This window comes from Alistipes sp. ZOR0009, assembly GCF_000798815.1.
GTDB lineage: Bacteria > Bacteroidota > Bacteroidia > Bacteroidales > ZOR0009 > Acetobacteroides.
The window spans coordinates 13,304-37,910 of sequence record NZ_JTLD01000010.1 but is presented as its reverse complement, the minus strand read 5'-3'; the positions used below and the strand labels follow the sequence as shown (position 1 = coordinate 37,910).

General features: G+C 49.6%; 24 protein-coding genes. 5 read left to right on the top strand and 19 right to left on the bottom strand.

Translation table 11 applies throughout. The annotated features are described in order from the left end of the window. Nucleotides 1–58: 58 nt before the first annotated feature. A complete protein-coding gene (locus L990_RS03410; RefSeq protein WP_052180684.1) occupies nucleotides 59–2,653 on the top strand; it encodes an alpha/beta hydrolase family protein in 2,595 nt (864 codons plus the stop codon). A 32-nt stretch (nucleotides 2,654–2,685) separates the two neighbouring features. Here the strand turns inward: L990_RS03410 and L990_RS03405 are convergent, their stop codons facing one another. Beyond that, nucleotides 2,686–3,513, bottom strand: a complete 828-nt coding sequence (locus L990_RS03405; protein WP_047445560.1) for a universal stress protein — start codon at nucleotides 3,511–3,513, stop codon at nucleotides 2,686–2,688. A 386-nt stretch (nucleotides 3,514–3,899) separates the two neighbouring features. Here L990_RS03405 and L990_RS03400 point away from each other — a divergent pair, with 386 nt between their 5' ends. The 3 genes from L990_RS03400 (at nucleotide 3,900) to L990_RS03390 (ending at nucleotide 7,098) form a co-directional block, all read left to right on the top strand. Next, nucleotides 3,900–4,475: a non-canonical purine NTP diphosphatase gene (locus L990_RS03400; RefSeq protein ID WP_047445578.1), complete on the top strand. Its 576-nt coding sequence runs from the start codon at nucleotides 3,900–3,902 to the stop codon at nucleotides 4,473–4,475. Nucleotides 4,476–4,487: 12 nt separating this feature from the next. Continuing rightward, nucleotides 4,488–5,213: a DNA repair protein RecO gene (gene recO / locus L990_RS03395; RefSeq protein ID WP_047445558.1), complete on the top strand. Its 726-nt coding sequence runs from the start codon at nucleotides 4,488–4,490 to the stop codon at nucleotides 5,211–5,213. 535 nt (nucleotides 5,214–5,748) lie between these two features. Further along, on the top strand, nucleotides 5,749–7,098 hold the full coding sequence (locus tag L990_RS03390; protein WP_197057224.1) for a S41 family peptidase: 1,350 nt from the start codon (nucleotides 5,749–5,751) through the stop codon (nucleotides 7,096–7,098). A 375-nt stretch (nucleotides 7,099–7,473) separates the two neighbouring features. Here L990_RS03390 and L990_RS03385 read toward each other — a convergent pair whose 3' ends face one another. The 18 genes from L990_RS03385 to L990_RS03300 all read right to left on the bottom strand — a co-directional run bounded on the left by L990_RS03385 (nucleotide 7,474) and on the right by L990_RS03300 (nucleotide 23,507). Continuing rightward, nucleotides 7,474–8,853, bottom strand: coding sequence for an NADH-quinone oxidoreductase subunit N (locus L990_RS03385; protein WP_047445555.1), 1,380 nt, complete (start codon nucleotides 8,851–8,853; stop codon nucleotides 7,474–7,476). Between the two features lie 16 nt (nucleotides 8,854–8,869). Next, entirely contained in the window at nucleotides 8,870–10,309 is a 1,440-nt protein-coding gene (locus tag L990_RS03380) for a NuoM family protein (RefSeq protein WP_047445553.1), read from the bottom strand. Nucleotides 10,310–10,339: 30 nt separating this feature from the next. Continuing rightward, entirely contained in the window at nucleotides 10,340–12,229 is a 1,890-nt protein-coding gene (gene nuoL / locus L990_RS03375) for an NADH-quinone oxidoreductase subunit L (RefSeq protein ID WP_047445551.1), read from the bottom strand. Nucleotides 12,230–12,251: 22 nt separating this feature from the next. Further along, nucleotides 12,252–12,581 carry an NADH-quinone oxidoreductase subunit NuoK gene (gene nuoK, locus L990_RS03370; protein ID WP_047445549.1) on the bottom strand — a complete coding sequence of 110 codons (330 nt, stop codon included), beginning with the start codon at nucleotides 12,579–12,581 and terminating at the stop codon, nucleotides 12,252–12,254. 2 nt (nucleotides 12,582–12,583) lie between these two features. Then, the gene (locus tag L990_RS03365; RefSeq protein WP_047445547.1) at nucleotides 12,584–13,084 is read right to left on the bottom strand and encodes an NADH-quinone oxidoreductase subunit J; all 501 of its coding nucleotides are present in this window, start codon (nucleotides 13,082–13,084) and stop codon (nucleotides 12,584–12,586) included. 97 nt (nucleotides 13,085–13,181) lie between these two features. Then, a complete protein-coding gene (locus L990_RS03360; protein ID WP_047445544.1) occupies nucleotides 13,182–13,751 on the bottom strand; it encodes a NuoI/complex I 23 kDa subunit family protein in 570 nt (189 codons plus the stop codon). 15 nt (nucleotides 13,752–13,766) lie between these two features. Beyond that, nucleotides 13,767–14,789 (bottom strand): NADH-quinone oxidoreductase subunit NuoH, encoded by a 1,023-nt coding sequence (gene nuoH, locus L990_RS03355; protein ID WP_047445542.1) that lies wholly within the window; start codon nucleotides 14,787–14,789, stop codon nucleotides 13,767–13,769. Between the two features lie 7 nt (nucleotides 14,790–14,796). Further along, nucleotides 14,797–15,729: a 2Fe-2S iron-sulfur cluster-binding protein gene (locus tag L990_RS03350; protein WP_047445540.1), complete on the bottom strand. Its 933-nt coding sequence runs from the start codon at nucleotides 15,727–15,729 to the stop codon at nucleotides 14,797–14,799. 13 nt (nucleotides 15,730–15,742) lie between these two features. Beyond that, nucleotides 15,743–17,077, bottom strand: coding sequence for an NADH-quinone oxidoreductase subunit NuoF (nuoF, locus tag L990_RS03345; protein WP_231562241.1), 1,335 nt, complete (start codon nucleotides 17,075–17,077; stop codon nucleotides 15,743–15,745). Next, nucleotides 17,058–17,588: a complex I 24 kDa subunit family protein gene (gene nuoE / locus L990_RS03340; RefSeq protein WP_047445538.1), complete on the bottom strand. Its 531-nt coding sequence runs from the start codon at nucleotides 17,586–17,588 to the stop codon at nucleotides 17,058–17,060. Before nuoE ends, nuoF begins: the two co-directional genes overlap by 20 nt. 54 nt (nucleotides 17,589–17,642) lie before the next feature. Beyond that, nucleotides 17,643–18,167 (bottom strand): hypothetical protein, encoded by a 525-nt coding sequence (locus L990_RS03335; protein ID WP_156121315.1) that lies wholly within the window; start codon nucleotides 18,165–18,167, stop codon nucleotides 17,643–17,645. A 207-nt stretch (nucleotides 18,168–18,374) separates the two neighbouring features. Further along, complete coding sequence (locus L990_RS03330) at nucleotides 18,375–19,607, bottom strand: NADH-quinone oxidoreductase subunit D (protein ID WP_047445535.1); 1,233 nt, start codon at nucleotides 19,605–19,607, stop codon at nucleotides 18,375–18,377. A 27-nt stretch (nucleotides 19,608–19,634) separates the two neighbouring features. Beyond that, nucleotides 19,635–20,141, bottom strand: coding sequence for an NADH-quinone oxidoreductase subunit C (locus L990_RS03325; RefSeq protein ID WP_047445534.1), 507 nt, complete (start codon nucleotides 20,139–20,141; stop codon nucleotides 19,635–19,637). Further along, entirely contained in the window at nucleotides 20,141–20,632 is a 492-nt protein-coding gene (locus L990_RS03320) for an NADH-quinone oxidoreductase subunit B (protein ID WP_410488757.1), read from the bottom strand. Before L990_RS03320 ends, L990_RS03325 begins: the two co-directional genes overlap by 1 nt. Nucleotides 20,633–20,710: 78 nt before the next feature. Beyond that, nucleotides 20,711–21,127: an NADH-quinone oxidoreductase subunit A gene (locus tag L990_RS03315; RefSeq protein WP_052180683.1), complete on the bottom strand. Its 417-nt coding sequence runs from the start codon at nucleotides 21,125–21,127 to the stop codon at nucleotides 20,711–20,713. Between the two features lie 356 nt (nucleotides 21,128–21,483). Next, nucleotides 21,484–22,704: a sodium ion-translocating decarboxylase subunit beta gene (locus L990_RS03310; protein WP_047445529.1), complete on the bottom strand. Its 1,221-nt coding sequence runs from the start codon at nucleotides 22,702–22,704 to the stop codon at nucleotides 21,484–21,486. Between the two features lie 8 nt (nucleotides 22,705–22,712). Then, nucleotides 22,713–23,024 (bottom strand): hypothetical protein, encoded by a 312-nt coding sequence (locus L990_RS03305; protein WP_047445527.1) that lies wholly within the window; start codon nucleotides 23,022–23,024, stop codon nucleotides 22,713–22,715. Between the two features lie 66 nt (nucleotides 23,025–23,090). Further along, on the bottom strand, nucleotides 23,091–23,507 hold the full coding sequence (locus tag L990_RS03300) for a hypothetical protein (RefSeq protein WP_047445525.1): 417 nt from the start codon (nucleotides 23,505–23,507) through the stop codon (nucleotides 23,091–23,093). A 579-nt stretch (nucleotides 23,508–24,086) separates the two neighbouring features. On the opposite strand from L990_RS03300, the gene L990_RS03295 reads away from it, so the two are divergent. Continuing rightward, entirely contained in the window at nucleotides 24,087–24,497 is a 411-nt protein-coding gene (locus tag L990_RS03295) for a hypothetical protein (protein WP_047445523.1), read from the top strand. The last annotated feature ends 110 nt before the right edge of the window (nucleotides 24,498–24,607 follow it).

The following is a 24,607-nucleotide window of genomic DNA, read 5'->3' as shown; positions in this document are numbered from 1 at the left end:
TAGAATTTGGTAGTATTAGTTTGAAAGGAACCGAAATATAATATAAAAAGACTTAATAATGTTAATAAACACAAAACAAAAATGGGCAAATGGGATTGCATTGTCGATCTTTTTGCTTGTTGGTGCAGGTGTTGCTGTTGTTGCTCAGCCAAAACCTGTGGAAAAGCTGTTTTTAGCCGGTCCATATACGGTAAACATGCCTGCGTTTGCAAACGTTGCTAATGTAAAGGGCGATGTATTTGATGTTGGCAAAGTGCTTGATGCAGGGTTAGGTAAGGATACTTACGCTCTTGTAGATGGAAAGGTATTTGCCTTTAATGGTAAGGCCGCTTCTCAGTGGAATGCTGCCGATGTTAAGGATGGGAAAATAGAACTTTCCTCAAAGCCAGAACAACCTCAGCTGGGCTATGCTCTTTTCTTTTTAGATGCAACCTCTTTTGTTAAAGGTTCAGTTAAGGTAACTTCTCCTTTAAGGCTTGAAGTTTATGTAGATGGAGTTAAGCAAGCTACTAAATCTACCCAAGAGGGTAAAGCTGCAGAGGCTAAGTCGGCAACTGCGCAGCTAAAGCTTACCCGTATGCAGCATCAGGTATTGGTAAAGTACTTGATCCCTAAAGGTGGGCTCGATTCTGCTTATGTAGCCGTTACGCTCGATGCGCCAAAAACAGGCGTTGAGTTGGCTGGTGGTAAACGAATCCTCACCATTAACGATGTGCTGGAGGGAACTAAGGTTGCAGGAACTTCAATTTCCCCTTCTGGTAAATTTGTGAAAATCACCTACTCTAAGGTCGACCCATCTACAGGTCGTGCTGCTTACTCTTCAAAAATGTATGAGGTTGCTACTGGCCGTGAGGTTACGGTGCCTAGCGATGCGGCTAAAGGGAGCTGGATGCCAAATGGTAGCCGTCTATTTTGGGTTGATACGGCTAACGATAATTCGTTGCTAGTTCTCGACTTGGAGAGCGGTGTTCAAAAGGTGTTGTGCTCAAATTCTCCCGCAAAGAGTGGCATTGAGTGGGCTCCAAACGAAAGCTACTTTGTTTATTCTGTTGAGGATGACGAGAAGGTGGAGGAGAAGGGGCCTATGGTGCAGATTGTTTCTCCCGAAGATAGACAACCTGGATGGAGAAGTAGATCTTTCCTATATAAGTACGATATATCAACTGGCGTTAACTCACGTATAACATACGGAAATAAGTCTACCTACTTAAATGGTATATCTAATGATTCGAAGTCGATTTTTGTTGGCGTTCAAACCGAGATTTATACCGAGCGTCCTTTTTCGACTTCTAGCTTTTACAGGATAGATGCCGATACCTATAAGGTCGATACGATTTGGAAGAACCAAAAATTTGTAGGCGCCGTTTCGCTATCGCCCGACGGTAAGACAATTCTTGCATTAGGCGGGCCCGAAGCCTTCAGCAAGGTGGGGCTGAATCTAAAGAAATCTCCTATTGCCAACAGCTACGATAATCAGGCCTTTTTGTACAACGTTGCAAGTGGTGCCGTAGAACCTATTTCTAAAGATTTTAATCCTTCGATAGACAATGCAGTTTGGAGTGGCGATGGCCAGACTATCGTAATGATGGTAAGTGAAGGCGATCGAAACCTTTTGTACGCTTACTCTGTGAAGGGGAAAAAGTATACGCTTATTCCAACCAGCTGCGATGTGGTTACTAGCTTTGATCTTCCTAAGGTTGGCTCGTCTTTGGTTTACTTCGGACAAAAGTCGAATGCACCTGCTTCTGCTTATGCCTACGATTTTGCCGCCAACAAGACCCTGCTGCTGGCTAACCCTTCGGAAAGTAAGATGGCCCAAATAAGCTTGGGCGAGATGAAGGATTGGAACTTTAAGGCAAAGGATGGTAGCGTTATTGAAGGCCGCTTCTACTTACCACCTAACTTCGATCCTAGTAAGAAATATCCGCTTATCGTTAACTACTATGGCGGTACAACTCCAGTGGAGCGTACTTTCGAAAGTCGCTATCCGCTCCACCTATATGCTGCAATGGGCTATGTGGTGTACGTGCTTCAGCCTAGCGGTGCCATTGGCTATGGGCAGGAGTTTTCTGCTCGCCACGTGAATGCATGGGGAAAGAAAACTGCTGACGAGATTATAGAGGGAACGCAGAAGTTTATTAAGGAGCACTCTTTTGTCGATGCCGCAAAAGTTGGCTGTATTGGGGCTTCGTATGGTGGATTTATGACCATGTACCTGCAAACGCGTACGGATATCTTTGCTGCGGCCATTTCGCATGCCGGCATTAGCGATGTTACGAGCTACTGGGGCGAAGGCTACTGGGGCTATACCTACAGCGCGGGAGCTAGCGCCAACAGCTATCCCTGGAATAATCCAGAGATGTATATCAAGCAGAGTCCGCTGTTTAGCGCCGATAAGATTAAAACGCCGATTCTGTTTCTACATGGACAGGTGGATACCAACGTGCCCATCGGCGAGAGCATACAGATGTTTACCGCAATGAAGATACTTGGTAAAACGGCCGAATTTGTGACCGTGGAGGGCGAAAATCACACCATTGCAGGGTATAAGGCCCGCATTGCTTGGAATAACACCATTTTTGCTTGGTTCGATAAGTACCTCAAGGGCGAAGATGGCTGGTGGCTTGATCTCTATCCAAAGAAAAACCTATAAACCAGAAGAGAGGCGAAAGCCTCTCTTTTTTATTAGTTAAAACTACGGTATTTACGTTTACGGGGGTTGATGCAGATGAACGGCATCTCTGCAAACATCGGGTTCTTGCGGTAGTCGTGGTAGTTTAGCGTGGTGGACATTATGTAGTTTGCCTCAATCTTGTTGGCAAAATCGTAAATGTCGTCGATGAAGCTCTTCATCTTGCTGGCCGTTTTTATTCCGTACACGATGTCGTTATTGTCTAGCACCTGCTTGGTGAAGTAGATGTTGTTGATAAGCTCCTTTTTGGGCTGCGCATCGCTTAGTATGGGTTTCACAAAGTCGAAGTTGCAGTGGTATTTGCGCGAGAATAGTATCACCCAGTCGATGGTATCCTTGAATTCGGGGTGGTACTCCATGGGCACAACAACCTCCAGCGTTTCGTGCTCCTGTCGTGGCGCATTGTTGGCTATGATAATCGGAATGTCAATTTCGCCGTAGCTCGAAAACTCGTTTAGGATGTTAACCTTTAACCCCTTGTGGATGCTGATATGCTCGGGGCATACGATTAGCGAGCAGTGATGCTCGTCCAGAAGCTTTTTAACTGCCGATTTGAAGTTCCCCAAGGCAATGGTCGTTTTGGGCAAAAGGCCAAACTTAGCCTCTAGCTCTAGGGCCTTCCTATTAAGACACTCACGCTCCTCTACCACCTCCTTCTCGAAGGTTTCTCGTGATTCGAATAACTTTCTTTTCTTTAGAATTCTTGCAATTAGAATTTCGAACTTAGACTTTTCAGCAAGCATGAGGGCATGCTGAAAGGAGGTTACCGCCTCGTTCGAATGATCCCAAAGCACAAGAATGTAGCCATTATTACTATTCATAGATCTAAAATATATGCTTGCAAACCGGGGCTAATATAGTTAATTAAGAAAATTAACACAAATAAATAACTTGTTTTTTAATTTATGTGATCTATTGTTTTGATCATCGGCCAAATTGTAAAGCAATACGCTTAATGTGGCTTAAATGTGCTGGCGGCAGCAGCCCTCTAAAAGACTGCTGCATCAACCTTTGAGCCTTTTTTAGGCCTGTTTGCCTTTAATGTTTTGCCGCTGAATAGCTAACGCGTAGCCTGCTGTTGCTTTACATATTATTTGTGTTTGTTATGATTCTTGGCAACTCTGCCAAGGGCGTTTGTCAAATATCCATAATGGGTGGGCGGATTAAGGCTTCTTATTTTTACTTTTACGGTATAAATACCACTACCATGAAGCTTGTTTTTGCCACCAACAACCAGCATAAGGTTGATGAAGTTCAAAAGATGCTGCCCGAGGCCATTCAGCTCTTAACGCTATCGCAGGTTAACATCAACGAGGAGATTCCCGAAGACTATCCAACCCTAGAGGGGAACGCCCTGCAGAAGGCCCGCTATATCTACGAAAAGTACGGTCATAGCTGCTTTGCCGACGATACCGGGCTGGAGATTGCGGCGCTTAACAACGAGCCCGGTGTTTACTCGGCGCGTTACGCTGGCGAGCAGAAAAATTCGGAGGATAATATCGACAAGGTGCTGGCCAACCTGGGCGCTACAGCTAACCGTAAGGCCTGCTTCCGTACCGTTATTGCGCTTATCATCGAAGGCAAGGAGTATCTTTTCGAGGGTCGCGTAGATGGAGACATCCTTACCGAACGCCACGGGGAGAAAGGTTTTGGCTACGACCCCATATTTCGTCCCGAGGGTTTTGCCGAGAGTTTTGCCCAAATGCCGCTCGATGCCAAGAACGCCATCAGCCACCGAGGACGCGCGGTTGCCAAGCTGGTAGATTTCCTAGCAACCCTTTAATCGAACTGGCAGATGGAGCACAAAGTCAAGGGCATCATACTAAATACCTTTCCGTTTAAGGAGACTAGCCTCATCTGCCATATTTATACCAACGAGTTTGGGCGAAAGTCGTACCTCATAAACGGGGTGCGCAAGGAGAAGAGCAGGGGCAAGTCGGCCATATTGCAGCCCCTCTTTCTTTTAGACATGAACGTTTACCAAAACAACAAGGCCGAAATCCAGAAGGTGAAGGAGTTTCGGCTATCCTACCCCTACCAAAGCATCCCGTTTAACCCCATAAAAAGCTCGCTGGCCTTTTTTATTAGCGAGCTGCTGTATAAAATTTTGCGCGAGGAGCATCCCAACCGCGAGCTGTTTGCCTACCTCGAGCAGGCCTTCTTGGCCTTGGATGTGATGGAGGAGGGGGTGTACAACTTTCACCTCTACCTCATGGTGCAGCTAACCAAGTACCTTGGGCTTCAGCCCACGCTTTTGGTGGAGGGAACCCCCTCGTTCTTCGATCTCAAGACGGGCCATTTTACCCCCATCGAGCCCAAGCACCCCTTTTACATGAAGCGCCACCTTTCGCGCTGCTTCGAGCAGCTCTACTACTCGAGCCTCCTGGAGCTAAGCCGTATAAAAATGAGCCGCGACGAGCGGCGCGAGTTTATTGGTAAAATGCTCGAATTCTACTCCCACCACTTTGGCGGCACCATCGAAATAAAGTCGCTAGCCGTGGTGCACGAGCTGTTCGATTAGGCTACCCGCTTTTTCCTCGCAATAGACGCGGCAGATACGCTTCAAAGCACGGAGCTGCGCAGCCACCATGCGGCAGCGTTTTGCTTTTCACTCGCCAATTGAATCTCCAACTCGAAAGGTTTTAGCATTCACTTGCCAACTGAATGGCAAGGTGCTTCGTTTAGTCAAACCGACCATCGCCGCACGTTCGGCGGTCGGCTGTGCCGCCGTGGGGCTATGGTAGCAGATTTTGCCTGCATTTAAACGGTAAGCTTGCACCGCCACATAAAAGCGCAGCGCCTAACAGCTGCGCTTTGCTTTTTTGCTACTTTTGGATGGCGCGCTGGTGGCTGACACTTAGCAAGGTCGAAGTCTTAGACTTCGCCCAGCCTCGTGCGCTGATGTAGGCTGCGGCAAGCGGGGGGAAATGGATAAATTTATAATGATAAAGATTATGAGAACCAATTGTATTAGGTGCAATTATTTTGTTACTATTTTTTTAGCGTGTATAGTTGCTGGATGCCATCCAAAGCAGCATCCAATCACTAAGGTACAAATGAAGGAAGACGTGACCTACTTCTTTAAGCGCTTCCTAGCAACCCACCCCAACCCTTACTGCCGGGCCACGCCCAAGCAGGTGGACTCCATTAAAACAGCTTTGCTTCAAAAGATCGACAAGGGGCTATCGAAGGAGAATTTTCTCAACGAGTTGGGCAAACTTAACGGGCTGCTCGATGGGCACTCCGCAATTGAAACATCCTACTTAATTACCAGAGAAAGTGACACGCTTCTTCTTCCTCCAATAGTAAGGGTTAACAGCAACCATACGCTGAGCATAAACAATACCGTACTCCCCGCAACAAATACTGTAACCAGCATAAATGGCTATCCAACCAATAAGCTTATCAGTATGATGAACCATATGCTTAATGCCGATCCAGATGTTGTGAGTAGGGGTAATGTTGAGCGGTTCTTTCCTATCCTGCTGGTACGCCTTGGTATACTGCCTCCCTACGTCATAAGGGCTAGGCTTTCCCATGCCGATACAACCTTTACCATCAAAGGGTATAAATACGGCCCCAACGAGCAAGATAATCTCTTCCGCCAGTGCCGTAACATCCCCTTAAATAACAAAAAGGAGGAGGTCGGTTGCGATATCTACCCTAAATCAGGCATTGCAATAGTCTACTTCAACACCTGTAGTCCCCAAAATTACGACACCTTTAAGGGGAAAATAGACAGTATCTTCATCCAAATTGAGAAGAGAAATGCCAAGCATCTCTTTATAGACAACTCTAGGAACGAAGGTGGCAGCAGCATTTGGGGCAGATACTTGGTTGATAAGCTTAGCCACAGGGCATATACGTACTCTTTTTACTCCCGCATCAACGTTACACCTACAACCTACAAAGCTCTTTGCGATTTAACCACTAAGTTTCTGAAGACGGGAAATGGCAAGCATCCCTCAAAGGAACTTTCTGACGCTGTAAAAGAGTACCGACAATTAAAGGTAGGAGCAGTGCACATCGATAGCAGCACCACAAGAATACCAGCCGTGACCAACGGCTACAGCGGCAAGGTGTACATGCTGCTAAGCAGTTGCTGCGGCTCATCAGGATCGGATGCCGCATGGCAATTTCGATTTGCCAAGGTGGGAAAGATTCTTGGCGATAAGAGCGGATCTGCCAACCCCATGTACGTTTATCCAGCCGAGTTTGCCCTCCCCAACAGCAAGGTTAAGTTTAGGATTTCTGTAAGAGAAGGAGGCTATGTAACCTTTCAGGGCAAAAATATGGCGTTCCTCAAGGAGCCCGAGCCCGACGTACCTTTCAACATCAACCCCTTTAAGACATCGTATAGCGAGCAGGAACTGCTGGCTTTGTTAAGGTTGGCCAATAGAAAGTGAATTTTTGTATTTTCTTAGTTTTATTTCATTTTTCAAAGGGTAAAGGAGTCGTAAACCTTGCAAATGAATAGATAACAATAAAACGCCCGACTGCTACATGGAAATTTGTTAAGCGGAGCGATTTTACACTTCCAACTCAGCATGCTGCCGGATTCCCGTTTTTTTTGAATGGTTGCCGATGCAAAAAGGGTCGATGGGTATGCAAATTTGGTCGATGCCGATACTTTTTTGGTCGATGGGGATACTAAAAGCATCGACGACCCCGCTCGAAGATGCGCCATAGCCACCAGCTTGGTCGACGCTTTCCGTTATAAATACAAAATCGGGCGGGATTAGCTCCCGCCCGATTGGGTGTATGGTCGTAGCGTGCGGCTATCAAATGAGTCCTACAATAAGTCCAGGTGCTAGCCCAAGCACGATGGTTAGGATGGCCGAGGCCACCAGCACCAGCTTCATGCTGCCGCTAACCACGATGGGAGCGGCATCGCCTTCCCTCAAAAATACGCGGTTCAGTACGCGGAAGAAGTAGTAGATGCCCAGCAGCGCTGCCGCAACGGCGGCAACGGTAATCCATACAAACCCGCTGTTGATGGCGGTTAGGAAGATGAAGTACTTGCCGAAGAAGCCGCCGGTGATGGGGATTCCTGCCAGCGAGAGTAGCGCTACGGCAAAGGTAAAGGCCACCAGCGGGCTGCGCCTTACCAGCCCGTTAAAGGCGTCGAGCGAGTCGTCGCCGTTGCTGGTTTTGCGGATGGCCGTAAGCACGGCAAACGCGGGAATGGCCGCTAGGGCGTAGGTTACCAGGTAGTAGAGTAGGGCCGAGGCCGAAAGTCCGTTGCCGGCCAGTATGGGCAGCAGCAAAAATCCGGAGCTCGATATGCTGGCGTAGGCCAATAGGCGCTTTACGCTGCTTTGGTTTAGAGCAATTACGTTGCTGCCAACGAGCGTTAGCAGCGCTGCTCCCCAGATGATGGGCTGCCATAGGCCAGCCATCATGATAAGCGCCCTATCGAACAGCAGGTAGAAGGCGGCAAACACGGCCATCTTAACTACGGTTGCCATAAAGGCGGTTACCAGCGTTGGCGAGCCGTCGTATACGTCGGGCGCCCAGAAGTGGAACGGCATGGCGGCCACCTTAAATAGGAATCCAATGAGGATTAGCACCACCCCCATTGGTAGGATGGAGGGGATGGAGGCGCTCGTAAGCAGGTAGGCGTTGATGGCCTCTAGGCTGAAGGAGCCTGCAGCTCCGTACACGAGGGCAACGCCCAGCAGCAGCAGCGCCGAGGCAAATCCACCCATAACAAAGTACTTAAACGATGCCTCGTTGGATCGGTACGACAGCTTGCGGCTACCGGCCAGCACGTACAGCGGTATGGAGAGCGTTTCGATGCCGAGGTACAGCATGATGAGGCTCGAGTAGCCTGTAATGAGGTATCCTCCGAATATCGCGAAGAGCATCAGCCCGTAAATTTCGCCCACATGCTCCTCTACGTCGTTGTAGTAGTAGCAGCCTACGCCTAAAATGAGCACCATGCTGCCCAGCATGGCCAGGTTAAACGCGGTGGCAAAATCGTGCACCACGCAAAGCTGGTTGAAGTAGGTGGTGGGGTGGCCCCAGCTCATGGCGGTGAGGCCAAGCGTTACCAGCAGGCCTACGAGGGCAATTGGTGCCTGCAGCCTCTTTTTATTTTTCGCAACTTCGGTATAGATAAGCGCTATGCCGAATATGGTAAGGGAAATTAGTGGTTCCATTTTGTTTGGTTTTGGGTTAGATGTTAAGGAAGGATAGGATGCCGCCTACTGCCGATGCGGTGGCATCGAGCGCTGGCTGGGGCATCACGCCCATTACCACAATAAGGAGGGCGATGGCCGATAGCGCCACCATCGAGCATCCCTTAATATCTACCACCTTTGCCGAAAGCGGCCCAGCGGCGCCAAGCATGGTTTTTTGGAACAGGTATAGCATGTAGATTGCCCCCATAATGATGGATAGCCCACCAATGGCAGCCATCCAGATGCTGTACTTAAAGATTCCGGATATCAGCAAAAACTCGCCTACAAAGCCGTTGGTTAGCGGAAGCGCTACCACCCCAAAGGTGACAATCATGAAGAGCGAGGATAGGCGAGGCGCTGCGCTTCGGATACCTCCAAAGTCGCTGGTAAGGCGGCTTCCTCCCTCCGTTTCCATGATGTTGATGATGTACAGCAGCCCCACCACGTTTATCCCGTGGGCAACCATCTGAAACATTACGCCCTGCATGCCAACCAGGTTAAAGGCAAATAGTCCGGCCACAATCATGGCGATGTGGGCCATGGAGGTGTAGGCCGAAAAGGTTTTCAGATCCTTTTGCTTAAGGGTGATGATGGAGGCGTACACAACGCCTATAATGGCGAGCACCATTACCGTGCTACCCCACTGTGCGGCTCCCTGCGGAACAAGGGGCAGCAGCCAGCGCATCATACCGTAAATTCCCATCTTAGACATGATGGCCGATAGCAGCATGGTGGCCTTCATGGGGGCCTTGGTGTAGGTGGCGGGCATCCAGGTGTGCAGCGGAAATACGGGGGCCTTTATGGCGAAGGCCACAAAGATCATCCAGAATAGCCAGCTTTGGTCGGCTAGCGGCAGGTGCTGGTTGTACATTCCTGCTAGGTCGAACGAGTGGCTCGATGAGTAGAGGAATATGTAGATGTTGGCAACCAGCATTAGCAAGCTTCCTGCTGCGGTGTAGATAAAGAACTTGAGGGTTACCTTGCGGCTGCCCTCGCCGCCCCATAGCAGCACCAGGAAGTAAACGGGAATGAGCGATAGCTCCCAGAAGATGTAGAAGAGGAAGCTGTCTAGGGCGGTGAATACCCCCAGTATGGCTCCCTGTGCAAAGAAGAGCAGCGCGTAGAATACGTTTGCCCGCTTCAGCTCGCCATCTTTGGCCGAGAGGATAAAGGGCATAAGCCCGGTGGTAAGCAGCACCATTGTAGCGCTGATGCCATCCATCCCCAAGTGTAGGTGGGCGTTGATGGCCGCAATCCATACCTTGTTGATGCTAAGCATCGGGGTGCCGTAGTAGAGGGCCAGCGTTGCGGCCGTTACTGCCAGTATGGCTACCGACATGGCCAGCGATGCTCTTTTTACCTTCATTTCGTCCTTTAAGCCTAAGGCTACCGCCCCAGCAACAAAAGGAAGAAGTATGAGTAGTACTGTTAGCATATATCTTTTTTAAATAAATTTTACATCAGGTTAGCCTACCAACAAAAAGAGGAAGATGGCGATAATGCCAGCCACCATCAGGTAGAGGTAGAGGCTTACGCTTCCGCTCTGCACCCTACGCACCAGCGCACCGCAGCGTACCATCATTGCCCCAACTCCGTTGACAATGCCGTCTATTACGTTGCCATCGAACCATGCAAGGGCTGTTTCGGAAAGCCAATTGTAAGGTTTTACGAACAGGTAGCTGTACACCTCGTCGAAGTAGTACTTGTGGTACATTAGCTTGGCAATGCCTCTTCGAGGTGTGGTATCGTCGGCAGGAATCTCTTTTTTGCCAACGTAAACCTTGTAGGCAATAAGGATGATGGCAGCCAGTATCAGCACCGGAAGAAACATGGTGAGCAGCTCGGTGGTGTGCTCAACCGCTGCTGGTTCGAAGTTTTGTCCTCCTAGCGACGGTTTAAGGTAGCTGGTAAATTTTTCGCTACCACCGAATATGGCGGGTATATCCAAAAATCCGCCAGCCACCGATAGGGCTGCAAGCACCATTAGCGGAACGGTCATCACCTTGGGCGACTCGTGCAGGTGGTGCTTCTGCTCAGCGGTTCCTCTAAACTCTCCAAAGAAGGTAAGGAACAGCAGGCGGAACATGTAGAAGCAGGTTACAAAAGCCGTGGCAACGCCTAACCCCCAAAGGAGCGGGCTGTGCTCGAATGCGGCCGCAAGTATGGCATCTTTGGAGAAGAATCCGGCCAAAGGCGGAATTCCGGAGATGGCCAACGTACCAATAAGGAAGGTGATGTAGGTGGCAGGGATACCTTTCCTTAAGCCACCCATTTTGCGAATATCCTGCTCGCCACCCAGCGCATGGATTACGCTACCAGCACCAAGGAATAGCAGCGCCTTAAAGAAGGCGTGGGTGGTTACATGGAACATGGCTGCCGAGAAGGCACCCAATCCTAAGGCAAAGAACATATATCCCAGCTGGCTAACGGTGGAGTAGGCCAGCACCTTCTTGATGTCGTTTTGGAAGATGCCGATGGTTGCTGCAATAACGGCGGTGGTTAAACCGACAATCATTACAATATCCATGGTTATTGGGGCTAGCGAGTAGAGGATGCTGCTGCGCGCAATGAGGTAGATACCGGCTGTTACCATGGTTGCGGCATGGATGAGCGCCGAAACCGGGGTGGGACCAGCCATTGCATCGGGTAGCCAGGTGAAGAGCGGAATTTGCGCACTTTTACCCATGGCACCAATCAGAAGAAGGATGGTGATAAGGGTAATGGTGGTGCTTCCTGCTCCCAGTGTGCTGGCGTTGGCAAACACCTCGGTGAAGGTTGCGGTGCCAAAGGTGAAAAATAGCAGTATGATGCCTAGCAGAAAACCGAGGTCTCCAATGCGGTTCATCACAAATGCCTTGCGGGCAGCGTTGTTGTACTCGGTGTTTTTATGCCAGAATCCGATAAGCAGGTACGAGCAGAGGCCTACGCCTTCCCAGCCAATGAATAGAATTACGTAGTTGGCACCCATAACCAGCATCAGCATAAAGAAGATGAACAGGTTGAGGTATGAGAAGAAGGTATTCGCATTCTCGTCGTGGCCCATGTAGCCAATGGAGTAGACGTGGATCAGGAATCCAACGCCCGTTACAATGAGCATCATGGCGATCGATAGCGGGTCGATAAAGAAGTCGAAAGGAACGCTGATTGAGCCAGCTTTAATCCAGTCGAACAGGTGGACGGTTACCTTTCCATCAACGCTAAAGAATAGCCCAAGGCTGATGAGGAAGGGGATGAGCACCATTGCCGAGGCAATGGAACCAGCCACTTTGGATGATAGCTTAAACCTGAATAGGTATATGCCTAAAAATCCAAGCAGCGGGAGGACGGGAATAATCCAAGCAATACTTTGTGCCATAGCTTCTGTTCCGATTTTTAGTTTAACCTTTTAGGCGTTTAAGCAGATCAATGTCTACCGAGTTGTTGTTGCGGCTCATCGTTACAAGTATCGATAGCCCCACGGCCACTTCGGCTGCTGCCACCACCATAATGAAGAATACGAATATCTGTCCGCTTGGGTCGGCATGGTAGGCCGAAAATGCCGCAAGCAGCAGGTTGATGGAGTTGAGCATAAGCTCTATGCTCATAAGAATGACGATGGCATTCTTACGGAATAGAACGCCCATAACCCCAATGCAGAAAAGGGCAAGGCTTAAGATGATGTAATGCCCTATTGGTATTAGCTGTATTGCGCTTGTTATCTTATCCATTATTAAGCCTGTTTAGGTTCACGTTTACCCAGTACGACTGCACCAACCATTGCCGAAAGGAATAGTACGGAGGCGGTTTCGAATGGGAATAGGTAGTCGCGGAATAGCACCAGGCCAAGGTTGCGAACTAGCCCCATGTCTCCAGAAAGCGGAGCGGCTGGTGCCGTAAGCATCACCTTGGATGCGGCGGCAAGCATCACCAAAAAGAGCATGCCCGCCGAGAGCGTTGCGGCTACTTTTATCATTAGCTTGTGGAAGTGCTCCTTGCTCTTATTGAGGTTTAGCAGCATGATGACAAAGACGAATAGCACCATTATGGCTCCCATGTATACGATGATGTGTACCACCGCCAAGAACTGCGCGTTGAGCAGAATGTACTGGCCTGCGATTGTTAGAAAGGTAACTATCAGCATCAGCACGCTGTTTATCGGGTTTTTGGCCACAACGACTCCCACTCCCGATAGCACTGCAATGGCGGCTAAGATGTAAAATATATAGTTCATGCGTTTAAGTTTTTTATATGAGGCGTGCGTACGGTGGTATGCGTGCTGCGATTTTGAATTTCGCCGGTTCCATACCTCATTCGGCACCGCTTATCTCTCACTGGTTATGCTTAAATCGTTTATCCATCTTAAACTTTCGTACCGCCTCGGTTTGGCGCTTCGACACGTCGACGCGCTGATCGGGCTTTTCGACAAGAATGTCTTTGCCGTACACAAACGACTTGCGCTTGTATTCGGAGGGAACGATGCGGTCGGTAAGGAAGATGGCCTCCTTGGGGCAGGCGTCTTCGCATAGGCCGCAGTAGATGCATCGCAGCATGTTGATTTCGTAAACGGCCGCATACTTTTCTTCTCGGTACTGCTTTTCTTCGCCCGGTTTGCGCTCTGCCGCGGTCATGGTAATAGCCTCGGCGGGGCAGGCCAATGCGCATAGCCCGCAGGCGGTGCAGCGTTCGCGGCCTTGGTCATCGAGCTTAAGCACGTGCATCCCTCGGTAAACAGGGCTAAACTCTCTCTCCTGTTCGGGGTAGCAGATGGTGGCCTTTTTCTTAAAGATGTGCCCGAAGGTTATTCCCAACCCTTTGATGATGGCAGGGAGGTATATCTTTTCGGCGAAGGTCATTTTTTTGTTGGATACCTGCTTGCTCCTATTTGTCAATTTCTCCATAGTAGATCTCCTGAATTAAAAGTAGGTGATAACCAACCCTGTTATTAGCATGTTGAGGACTGCCAGCGGAACCAGCACCTTCCAGCCCAAGCTCAGGAGCTGGTCGTAGCGGAAGCGGGGGAGCGTCCATCTAATCCACATAAAAAAGAATATGAAGAATAGTATTTTGGCAAACAGGAAGGCCGTTCCCAGCAGGGTTAGCAGGTTGCCCGATAGGCCCAAGCTCTCGGCGAAGGGGATATCGTAGCCTCCAAAGTAGAGGGTGGCTATTACCGCAGAGCTTACAAACATGTTGATGTACTCCGCAAATAGGTAGAAGCCCAACTTCATGGAGCTGTACTCGGTATGGTAGCCGCCGATGAGTTCCGATTCGCACTCGGGCAGGTCGAAGGGCGCGCGGTTACACTCCGCAAGGGCGGTAGTCATAAAGATGATGAAGCCCAACGGCTGGTAGAATACGTTCCAGTGGAAGTTTTTTTGGTGGTTGACAATATCGGTTAGGCTGAGCGAGTCGTTGAGCATGATGACGGCAACGATGGCTAGCCCCATGGCCAGCTCGTAGCTAATCATCTGCGACGCGGCGCGGATAGAGCCCAGCAGCGAGAACTTGTTGTTCGACGCCCATCCTCCAATCATAATACCGTAAACCCCAATGGAGACCATGGCAAAGATGTATAGGATCCCGATGTTGAGGTCGGCAACCTGCAGGGTGTAGGTTCTTCCCATAATCTCGAGGTTGCCTCCCCATGGAATTACGGCGCTGGTCATACACGCGGTAAACATGGCAATACCAGGGCCAAGGATAAAGAGCCACTTGTTGGCCATAAGGGGGATGATCTCCTCCTTCATAAACATCTTTACCCCATCGGCAACGGGCTGTAGCAGGCCAAACGGGCCAGCGCGGTTTGGTCCGCGGCGGTCTTGCATTACGGCAGCCACCTTGCGCTCGCCGTAGGTAGCGTACATGGCAACAACGAGCGATATCAGGAAGATAATCACCACCAGGGCTGCCTTAAATATGAGTTCGTATAGTTCCATCGCAGCTCTATTTTTTCAGTTTGTCGATGTTTACGTACAGGTTTGTGGATATTACGGAAGAGCGCTCTACGTTTCGAGGTCCTTCTATGGTCCAGTCGGCCACATCCTTCTTTTCGAATCGGCATTCGTTGCAGATGAAGTGCTCCGTTTCGCCGAACTGATCCTTCGGAGCGCTGACGCGAAGCACCTCCTGGCCTTTCATCCACAGCACTACCTTTCCCGAGCAGGTAGGGCAGGCGCGGTGTGCGTCGTATGGCTTGGTAAACCACACGCGGCTTTTAAAGCGGAAGGTTTTGTCGGTAAGCGCACCTACCGGGCACACATCGATGATGTTCCCAATAAATTCGTTATCCAGCGCCATGTTTACGTAGGTCGATATTTCTGCATGGTCGCCGCGGAAGAGCACGCCATGGCTGCGCTGATCGGTAATTTGGTTGGCCAAATGTACGCAGCGGTAGCACAGGATGCAGCGGTTCTTGTTAAGCTTGATGTAGGGGCCGAGGTCGGTTTCGTGGTGGGTGTTGCGGGTCTCCTCGGTACGAGTCTCGGCCGATCCGTAGCCCATCGCCAAATCCTGCAGGTCGCACTCGCCGGCTTGGTCGCATATCGGACAGTCGAGCGGGTGGTTTAGCAGCAGAAATTCCACGATCCCTTTACGGGCTTCCACCACCTCGGGCGAGGTGATGTTCTCCACCACCATCCCGTCTTGCGCCGCGGTGGAGCACGAGGCTACCAGCTTTGGCATGGGGCGCGGATCGGCGGCGCTGCCCTTGGTTACCTTTACGAGGCACACGCGGCATTTGCCTCCGGTACAGCTTATTTTTGAGTTGTAGCACATCGCAGGAGGTACTACCTTCCCCCCAATCTTGCGGGCAGCGTTCAGGATGGTTGTTCCTGGCTCCACCTCTACCTCGATGTTGTCTATGGTTAGCTTTATCATCTTCGTCTACCTTCTAGTGGTTATGGAATGTGCATCCGTTGTTACGGACGTGCTCCTCAAACTCGTGCCTAAAGTGGCGGATGGCGCTGGCTACGGGCCACGCGGCGGCATCGCCAAGCGGGCATATAGTCTTTCCTTCTATATTCTTAGCCACGCTAACGAGCAGGTCGATATCCTTCATTGTTCCCCCTCCGTACTCGAGGCGGTGCAGTATTTTTTCGAGCCAGCTGGTACCCTCGCGGCATGGGCTGCATTGCCCGCACGATTCGTGGTGGTAGAACCTGGCAAAGTTGAGCGTGTTGCGCACGATGCACGAGGTTTCGTCCATTACAATGAAGCCGCCCGATCCGAGCATCGTCCCCGTTTCGAAGCCTCCCTCGGCCAACGATTCGTAGGACATCAGGCGGGGTTCGCCGCTGGCCGTTTTCAGCATGAGCTCCTTGGGGAGGATGGGCACCGACGAGCCGCCTGGAATGACGGCCTTGATATCGTGACCAGGGAGTACGCCACCGCAGTACTGGTCGGAGTAGATGAACTCCTCGACCGGCAATCCTAGGGCTATTTCGTAAACGCCGGGGTTGTTGATGTGCCCGCTGGCCGAAATCAGCTTAGTTCCGGTGCTGCGACCCACCCCTATCTTGGCGTACTCGTCGCCGCCGTGGTTGACAATCCAAGGTACCGAAGCCAGCGTCTCCACGTTGTTTACAACGGTGGGGCAGCTGTACAGGCCCGATACCGCAGGGAATGGCGGCTTAAGGCGCGGGTTTCCGCGCTTGCCCTCAAGGCTTTCGATAAGCGCCGTTTCTTCTCCGCAGATGTAGGCACCGCCTCCGGGTTGGCAGTACAGGTCGAGGTCGTAGCCCCTTCCCATTATATTCTTGCCCAAGAAGCCTTTGGCGTAGGCCTCCTCTATGGCTTTCTCCAAGATTCGAATTACGTAGTAGAGCTCTCCTCTGATGTAGATGTAGGCGGTGTTGGCGCCAAGCGCGTAGCTCGATGCGATCATCCCCTCGATTAGCGCGTGGGGGTTCCGCTGCATCAGGTAGCGGTCCTTAAAGGTTCCGGGTTCGCCCTCGTCGGCATTGCAAACCAGGTAGCGTGGGTTGCCCGACTTCTTGTCGATGAAGCTCCACTTCATTCCTGTGGGGAATCCGGCGCCGCCACGTCCGCGTAAGCCCGATTTCTTAACCTCCTCCACCACTTCGTCGGGCGACATGGTGGTAATCGCCTTCTCCACCGAGCGGTATCCGCCAAGGCGCATGTACTCGTCTATCTGGTGGAGGTTGGGGTTGCTGATATGCTCCGTTAGTATTTTTACCATGTTCCCTTTATTGATATGGATTAACATGCGATGATTGGCCCGATTGCAGCTGCTCGGCGAGGAACTCGTCAACCTTTTCGGTCGATAAGTTTTCGTGGTAGGTCCAGCCCACTTTCATAACGGGGGCCGTCCCGCAGGCGGCAAGGCACTCCACGCCGCGTAGGGTAAACTTCCCGTCGGGGGTGGTTTCGCCCACTTTTATTCCGAGCTTGCTTTCGAAGTGTCGGATGATCTCCCCGGCTCCTTTGAGCTGGCAGGGACCCGTTTGGCACACCTCGATGACGCAGTTGCCCACCGGTTCGAGGTTGTACATGGTGTAAAAGGTGGCTACCTCATACACCTCTATTGGCTTAAGGTCGAGCAGAGAGGCTACGTAGTCCATTACCTCGGCGCTGAGCCAGCCCCCAAACTCGGCTTGGGCTATATGCAGCACGGGCAGAAGCGCCGAGCGCTGCTTGCCCTCGGGGTAGCGCTTTTTGATTTTCTCGACCAGCTCCAACGACTCTGCCGAGAACCTTGGTTGTTGTATATCGCTCATTTTTGTCTGTTTTATCTTTATTTCGTTCTATACTTCCGGCTTACGATGCCTGCTCTACCTGCCAACCGATGGCGGCGCGCTGCTGCTGCGGCTGATTGCTCCGCTGCGCCGTGCTGCTACGCCAGGTGCAGGGCGCTCCGCTTTTGGGCTGGGGGATACCGCTCCGGCTTTAGCCTTGGCTATGCCTGCGCTAGCGCCCACCGCGCTTGTTTTGGCGCTCATCCCGTTTACTTTGGCATTCACCGCATTCGTTTTAGCGGGCATCCCATTCGTTTTAGCACCCACCGCATTAGCTTTCGTTCCGATCCCATTCGCTTTAGCAGCCACCCCATTTGTTTTAGTGGCAATCCCATTAGCTTTAGCACTCGCCCCATTAGCTTTTGTTGTGACCCCATTAGCTTTAGCGTCCACCGTATTAGCTTTAGCTATGATCCCGCTTACTTTAGCGTCCACCATTTTTGGTTTAGCGGCCATCGCGGTCGTTTCAGAAGGAATCGCGCTGGCTTTGGGGCGCTCCGGTTTTGCTTTCGAAGCCATTGCGCCTGCCTTAGCGGGCATCTTATCTGTTTTAGCGTCCATCGTTTTCATTTTAGCATGCGGGGCATTTGCTTTAACGTTGGTTTCGCGAGCGCTGGCTCCTCTTGTTTTGCGGCCGAGGCTCGTTGCAGAGGCCTTGGGGTGCATTGCTTGGGGGTTGCCTTTGGCGGTGGCCGAGCAAGGAATCTGCGTAGGGAGCTTGCTTGGCAGGCCTAACGGCTTGGGTTGGCTGGAGCGGCGCCTCGAGGGCTAGGCGTCCAGCTCGCCGGCAATTACGTTCATGCTGCTCATCGTAATGATGGCATCCGATAGCAATCCTCCCTTAACCATCTCAGGGTATGCCTGGTAGTAGATGAAGCAGGGGCGGCGGAAGTGTAGCCGGTAGGGGGTGCGCGTACCGTCGGCGATGAGGTAGAAGCCCAGCTCGCCGTTGCCACCCTCTACCGAATGGTAGATTTCGGTGGTGGGTACCTGTATTTCGCCCATCACGTTTTTAAAGTGGTAAATCAGCGCCTCCATGTTGTTGTACACCTTCTCTTTGGGAGGCATCACAAACTGGGGTACATCCACGCGGAAGGTTTCCTTGTCGCTCATGGCGTTGAGCTTATCGATGGCCTGCCGAATGATGCTTAGGCTTTGCCACATCTCCTCCTCGCGCACCATAAAGCGGTCGTAGGTGTCTCCCGACTGTCCTACCGGTACCACGAAGTCGAAATCTTGGTACGAGGAGTAGGGATTCATCACGCGGACGTCGTAGTCAACGCCTGTGGCTCGTAGGTTTGGTCCCGTGAAGCCGTAGCTGATGGCGCGTTCGGCGGTTATGGCGCCAGTGCCAATGGTTCTATCCATAAAGATGCGGTTGCGCATCAGCAGCTTTTCGAACTCTTTGAGCATGGGCGGAAAGTTTTCCATAAAGAAGCTGATCTTTGCCCAAGCGCGGTCGCTAAAGTTGCGCTCAAATCCGCCAATACGGCCGAGGTGGGTGGTCATACGGGCGCCGCCAATCTCCTCAAACACCTCGTAGGCCCACTCGCGAGCTTGGTAGATGTAGGTAAAGGGGGTAAGGGCGCCGGTATCTACGCCGATAACCGAGTTGCACACCAGGTGGTCGGCAATGCGCGATATCTCCATGATGATGACGCGGAGGTACTCTATTCTTTTAGGAAGCTCAATGCCCAGCAGCTTCTCAACGGTCATGTGCCAGCCCATGTTGTTGATGGGGGCCGAGCAGTAGTTGAGGCGGTCGGTGAGCGGGGTTATCTGGTAGAAGGTACGTCGCTCGGCAATCTTTTCGAAGGCACGATGGATGTAGCCAACGGTTTGCTTAGCGTCCACAATGTACTCGCCATCCATGGTAAGCACGTTTTGGAAGATGCCGTGCGTGGCGGGGTGGGTGGGGCCTAGGTTCAGCGTATTGAAGTCGTGCTGTTCGGCCTGCACCTTGTCGTCCAGCAGCGGGTTGCTGTGTGTATCTTGTTTCATCTTTGCTCCTTTCTTAGTGGTTGATGGCTAGCGGCCAAACATGGCGTCATCCTTATCGGTGCGGGTGTCGTCCTCTAGCGGGTACTCCTTGCGCATGGGGTGGTAGTCCATATCCTCCATATTTAGTATCCGGGTAAGGTTGGGATGGCCCACGAATCGGATGCCGTAAAAGTCGAAGGTTTCGCGCTCCATCCAGTTGGCGGCGCTAAACACGGAGGTAGCCGATGGAACTTCGATATCGGCATCGCTGGCAAACACCTTAAGGCGGATGCGCAGGTTTTTTGCGAAGTTGTGCAGATGGTATACAACGGCAAACGACTGCTCCTGGTTGGGGTAGTGCACGCCGCACAGGTCGGTTAAAAAGCAAAATCCTTCTCTATCTTTTAGGAAGGATAAGACATCGGCAATTTTACTTTTGGCAATAACAAGCTGGGGCATGTCGCCTACAATTTCCATCGAGATGGCTGCTTCCCCAAACGCCTTTGTAAGGTTGTCGTTAACCGTATTCAGAAGGTTTTTATCTACTGTGTACATTATTCTATTCCGTATTTAGCCAGCAGCTCTTGGTATTCGGGAAGATTTCGGCGGCGAAGAGGCTCGTGCTTGTGCGCCAGCTCCTGTATTTTCATCACCCCATCGATAATTTGCTCTGGGCGAGGAGGGCATCCGGGCACGTAAACGTCTACCGGAATAACCTTATCTATCCCCTGAAGCACGCTGTAGGTGTCAAATATTCCACCGCTAGAGGCGCAGGCGCCAACGGCTAGGACCCATCTGGGTTCGGCCATCTGCGAGTATACCTCTTGTAGCACTGGGCCCATCTTTTTGGCGATGGTTCCCATTACCATTAGCATGTCGCTTTGGCGCGGCGAAAAGCTCAGGCGCTCCATCCCAAAGCGGGCAAGGTCGTAATGTGCCGCCATCGTCGACATAAATTCGATGCCGCAGCACGAGGTGGCAAAGGGAAGAGGCCAAAGCGAATTTTTACGAGCTAGCCCAACCAGCTGATCTAGTCGGGTGGTCATAAAGCCTCTACCAGTTATATCCTCGCTGGTGTCGAGGGTATAAAGCGGCGACTTGTTGTCTTTCTCTGACATGGTATTTTATTCTTTAATTGTTGCAGGTTGATCGGGATTGGCATCCTTATCCCAGCTGAAGGCTCCACGGAGCAGCACGTAGTAAAAGCCGGCTAGGAAAATGATGATGAAGGTGACCATCTCCCATAGTCCGTAGGCACCTAGCTCCCTGAAGTTAACGGCCCAAGGGTACATAAAGATCACTTCTACATCGAATAGCACGAATAGTATTGCCACCAAGAAGTACTTAACCGAGTAGCGGTTGCGGGCGTTGCCAACCTGATCGATACCGCACTCAAAGTTGTTGAGCTTGCGTTCGGTTTTTCGGCGAGGCCCTAAGTAGTGGGTTACAAAAAGAGTTGTTAAAACGAATCCAAGCGCAACAACCGCTTGAATGACCACCGGAAGGTAGTCGTGAGGTGTATGTACGACAGCCTGTTCCATCTATTGATAGAGTTTAATTTGTTTCAATAAAATCTGGACGGGCTTATATATACTTTATTATTGAGTCTAAAGATGAATAATTTTTTTCACTTAAAAGCTCTACGAGCTCTTTTTGTACTTCTGCTGTTAAAAGTTTAACAAGTTTTAATGTTAACCAGATAACAGTGCAGGAGCGTAAGATTTCTGCTTGTCTGCAAACAAGCTGGCTTTTTAGACTCGGCTCTTTAACAGCAGTTGGAGGGAAAATGTTCAACAGAAACGAATAGTATGGCGTATAATTAAAAAAATAACCCGATCGAAGCGTAGCAGCGCTGCTATATTCGACCGGGAGTTTCGTTTATTCCTTATAAATGTGACTATTTTAAATGCGGGAAGAAGGTGATGTAGAGACCGGCTATGATTGCTGTCGTAATCACCCCCGAAATGTTGGCCCCGATTGCTTCGGGTAGTATCATCGACGAAGGATTTTCCTTAGAAACGATCTTTTGGGCAACTTTGGCAGTTGTTGGTACGCAGCTAACTGCTGCAATCCCTATCACAGGGTTGAAGTTTCCTTTTTTGATAAAGTACATGATGTATCCACCCATGATTCCGCCTATCCCCGAAATAAGTAGCGCAAGGATACCAAGTATGAGTAGCTTAAATACGATTGGATCGGTAAGTAGCTTCGCATCGCAAAGTACTCCTAGCAGCATACCTAATAGAAAGGTAGAGCCGTAAAGGAGCGTGTTGGTAATAAACTCCTGAAAGTGCGTTAGTCCAGACTCTCTAATTACAATTCCCATAAAGAGGGAAAAGAATAAAGGAGCTGCAACAGGGAAGAGTAGGCAAAGGATGAGGCAAAGGACAACCGCCAACGAAAGTTTGGTGGTTGCGCTGTAGTTTTTAGCCTTCTTAGTTTCCCTTTTCATTTTTATGGCCCTTAGTCGCTGCGGTATTAGCAGCTTTACCAAGTAGGGATAACCTCCGTAGGTTAGGCCTAGGTATAGGTAGGCAACTACCGTTATGGGAACAAAAAGATGCTTTGCTAGCGATAGGGATGTGAATAGTACCATTGGCCCATCGGCTCCACCAACCATTGCTATCGAGGCACTCTCGTTTAAGGTAAGCCCCATTGCTCTTGCTATTGGGACGGTAAGGAATGTGCCAAGCTCTCCGCAAAGAGCTAGAAACATTGCGGTGTAAGGGCGTTGAAGGAGGTAGCCGATATCAAGGAGTGCTCCAATGCCCATAAATATGAAGCAGGCAATAAGACCGTTGCTGAATGTAAGCGTGTAGATTGGCTGAAGAAAATCTATTTGCATGACATTCATCAGCTGATCGGTATCAGAAAGCATGGGGTCGAGAAAAAGATTGCCGATTTGCCCATTGGGCATGTATAGCATGCCTGTGTTAATGGCTATCATTCCAAGTCCCATCGGTATCATAACCAGGGGTTCAAGCACATTTTTTCGGCCAAGGTAAATGACGGTTATTCCTAACCCTATTAAAATAAAGCGGGCTAGGGTTATGATGAATGGCGAGGAAAAAAACGTTCCAATACCAGGAAATAATGAAGTTAAATTTAAAGCATCCATGGTGTTGGTTAGTGATGTTTGGGATAGAAGTGGTTGAGTAGCTCCGATTCGGAACTTTGAGGATCTTGGTAGTTATCCCCATAGTAATGGTTTATAAGGCTTACCTTACATTTCTGTTCGTAGGCCGTTTTAATTCTTCTTCGTTCCCTTTTTGCAATGCTCTTAATGTGCTTTGCGCGTAAAATTTCTTCAGTTTCTCCTACTCTTCGATTCATGTGATCGATAGCAGCCGTTGTTTTTTTGATAGCAAAAGCCACAGCCATTCCTATTCCGAATGACAAGGCCATCATTGCTGAAATGATGCCAAATATGTGCAACATGGTAATTAAATAAAAAAGGTGTGTGAAATAAGTGTTGGTAAGATGTGATGGTGGTGCCGATGGCGATTAAATCCTTAGCATTCCCATTTGGTGTATGTTAACAGACGGAACAGCCGATTGCTGCTCTCGAATTTGATAGTTACAAACGAAAGCGCTGCTTGGTTTCGGAAGGTTTTCTTTTGCTAAGCATGTCCAAAGCAGCTCATAGTTTACATTAGAATATTCTTGCTCCTCTGCTCTCCATTTTGAACTTTCTTCTTTGCTGTTTTGGATAAACAGCTCGAAGTAAAGGTCTTCTACTCGGTCGGTATCAATGTCTGAACTTGCCTCAGAAGACTCTGGCGTCAGTACTAGCTGAGTTGTTTTAGTAGCATAAGCCGATTTTTCGAGCTTGGCGGCATTTACGGTAATGATCTTACATATCCCAATTAAAACTAGGAAACCTATTACGGAATACAGCTTGTTTTTGATTTTTACCTTCAAAATGCTACTGGTTTTGTACGATGCAATATTAAATCATTTTTAAATACCAATGCTTTTTTGTACGCCTGTTTTTTTATGTTTTACAATAGATATTTTTATGCTTAACAGCACATTAATCGCCAGCGTACCATTGATATGGGGAGTCCACACTTTGTCGAATCTGATAAATGTCGAGGGACTCTTTCTGTTCTTTTCTAGTCTGCATTTTTTCGAATTTTGGGGCGTTTTATGTTTTTTTCATGGCCTCAAGGTGTTCTGTATTTAAGTGCTCCAAGCGGCTGTTCTTTTACAGAATGATTTCATCAATTAATATGCTTTTGTGAGAAATTTGATGTTTTTGAGCGATCTGGTTTTCTAAAAATGGCTATTTGATGGCTGCATTTTTTGATAATGTAGTATAAAATAGTCTTAAAAATGAGCTGCTAAGTTGTTGATAATCATTTTTGTGAAAAAATTAACACGGTTGGTGCAAAAAAAAAATATCGTAAAGAATCGTCGATTTGATTTTAATATATATTTGAGCCCTGTAAAGCACGTTAAAAACGAGGCATCGCGTAAGAGTTTTACTTAACAGGTTAGATGATTAAAGTTTTGAGAAATATAGCCCTAATATTACTGTTCGCAACACAAGTTTTTTTGCTTGTTGAGCGAAAGCAAAACAGTAGTACTGCTGAGTCGCCAGTGGCGACTCAGGTGGTTTGTCTCGAAACGTTGTCTGCCGATCCCAATGTAGATGCGGGTGATGTGATGTTGGATGTAAACAATATTCCAGAGCCAGAGGAGCAAAGCCCTTTGCTTTTCAATAAAATTGAAACTCGCTTGGTTGAGTTTAATCATTACCGCGAAATTTCGTCCAACTTTTCATTAGTCGAAAAAATTAATGGTACGGTGGCTAGCCTCGTAATAAGGTGCTATGCTACGAAATATCCTTTTTCCGAATCGGGAATAGAGGATGGGCATTTCTGCCACTTTAAGCAATTCCGAATTTAGTCAATTCTGTAAAATCTTAAGAGTTAGGAGGCTTTGGCTTCTTATGTAATGGATATTTGTGTCCTCTTTTAAGATTCTTGCGTCATTTTCTTGTGCCTGCTGATGCGCAA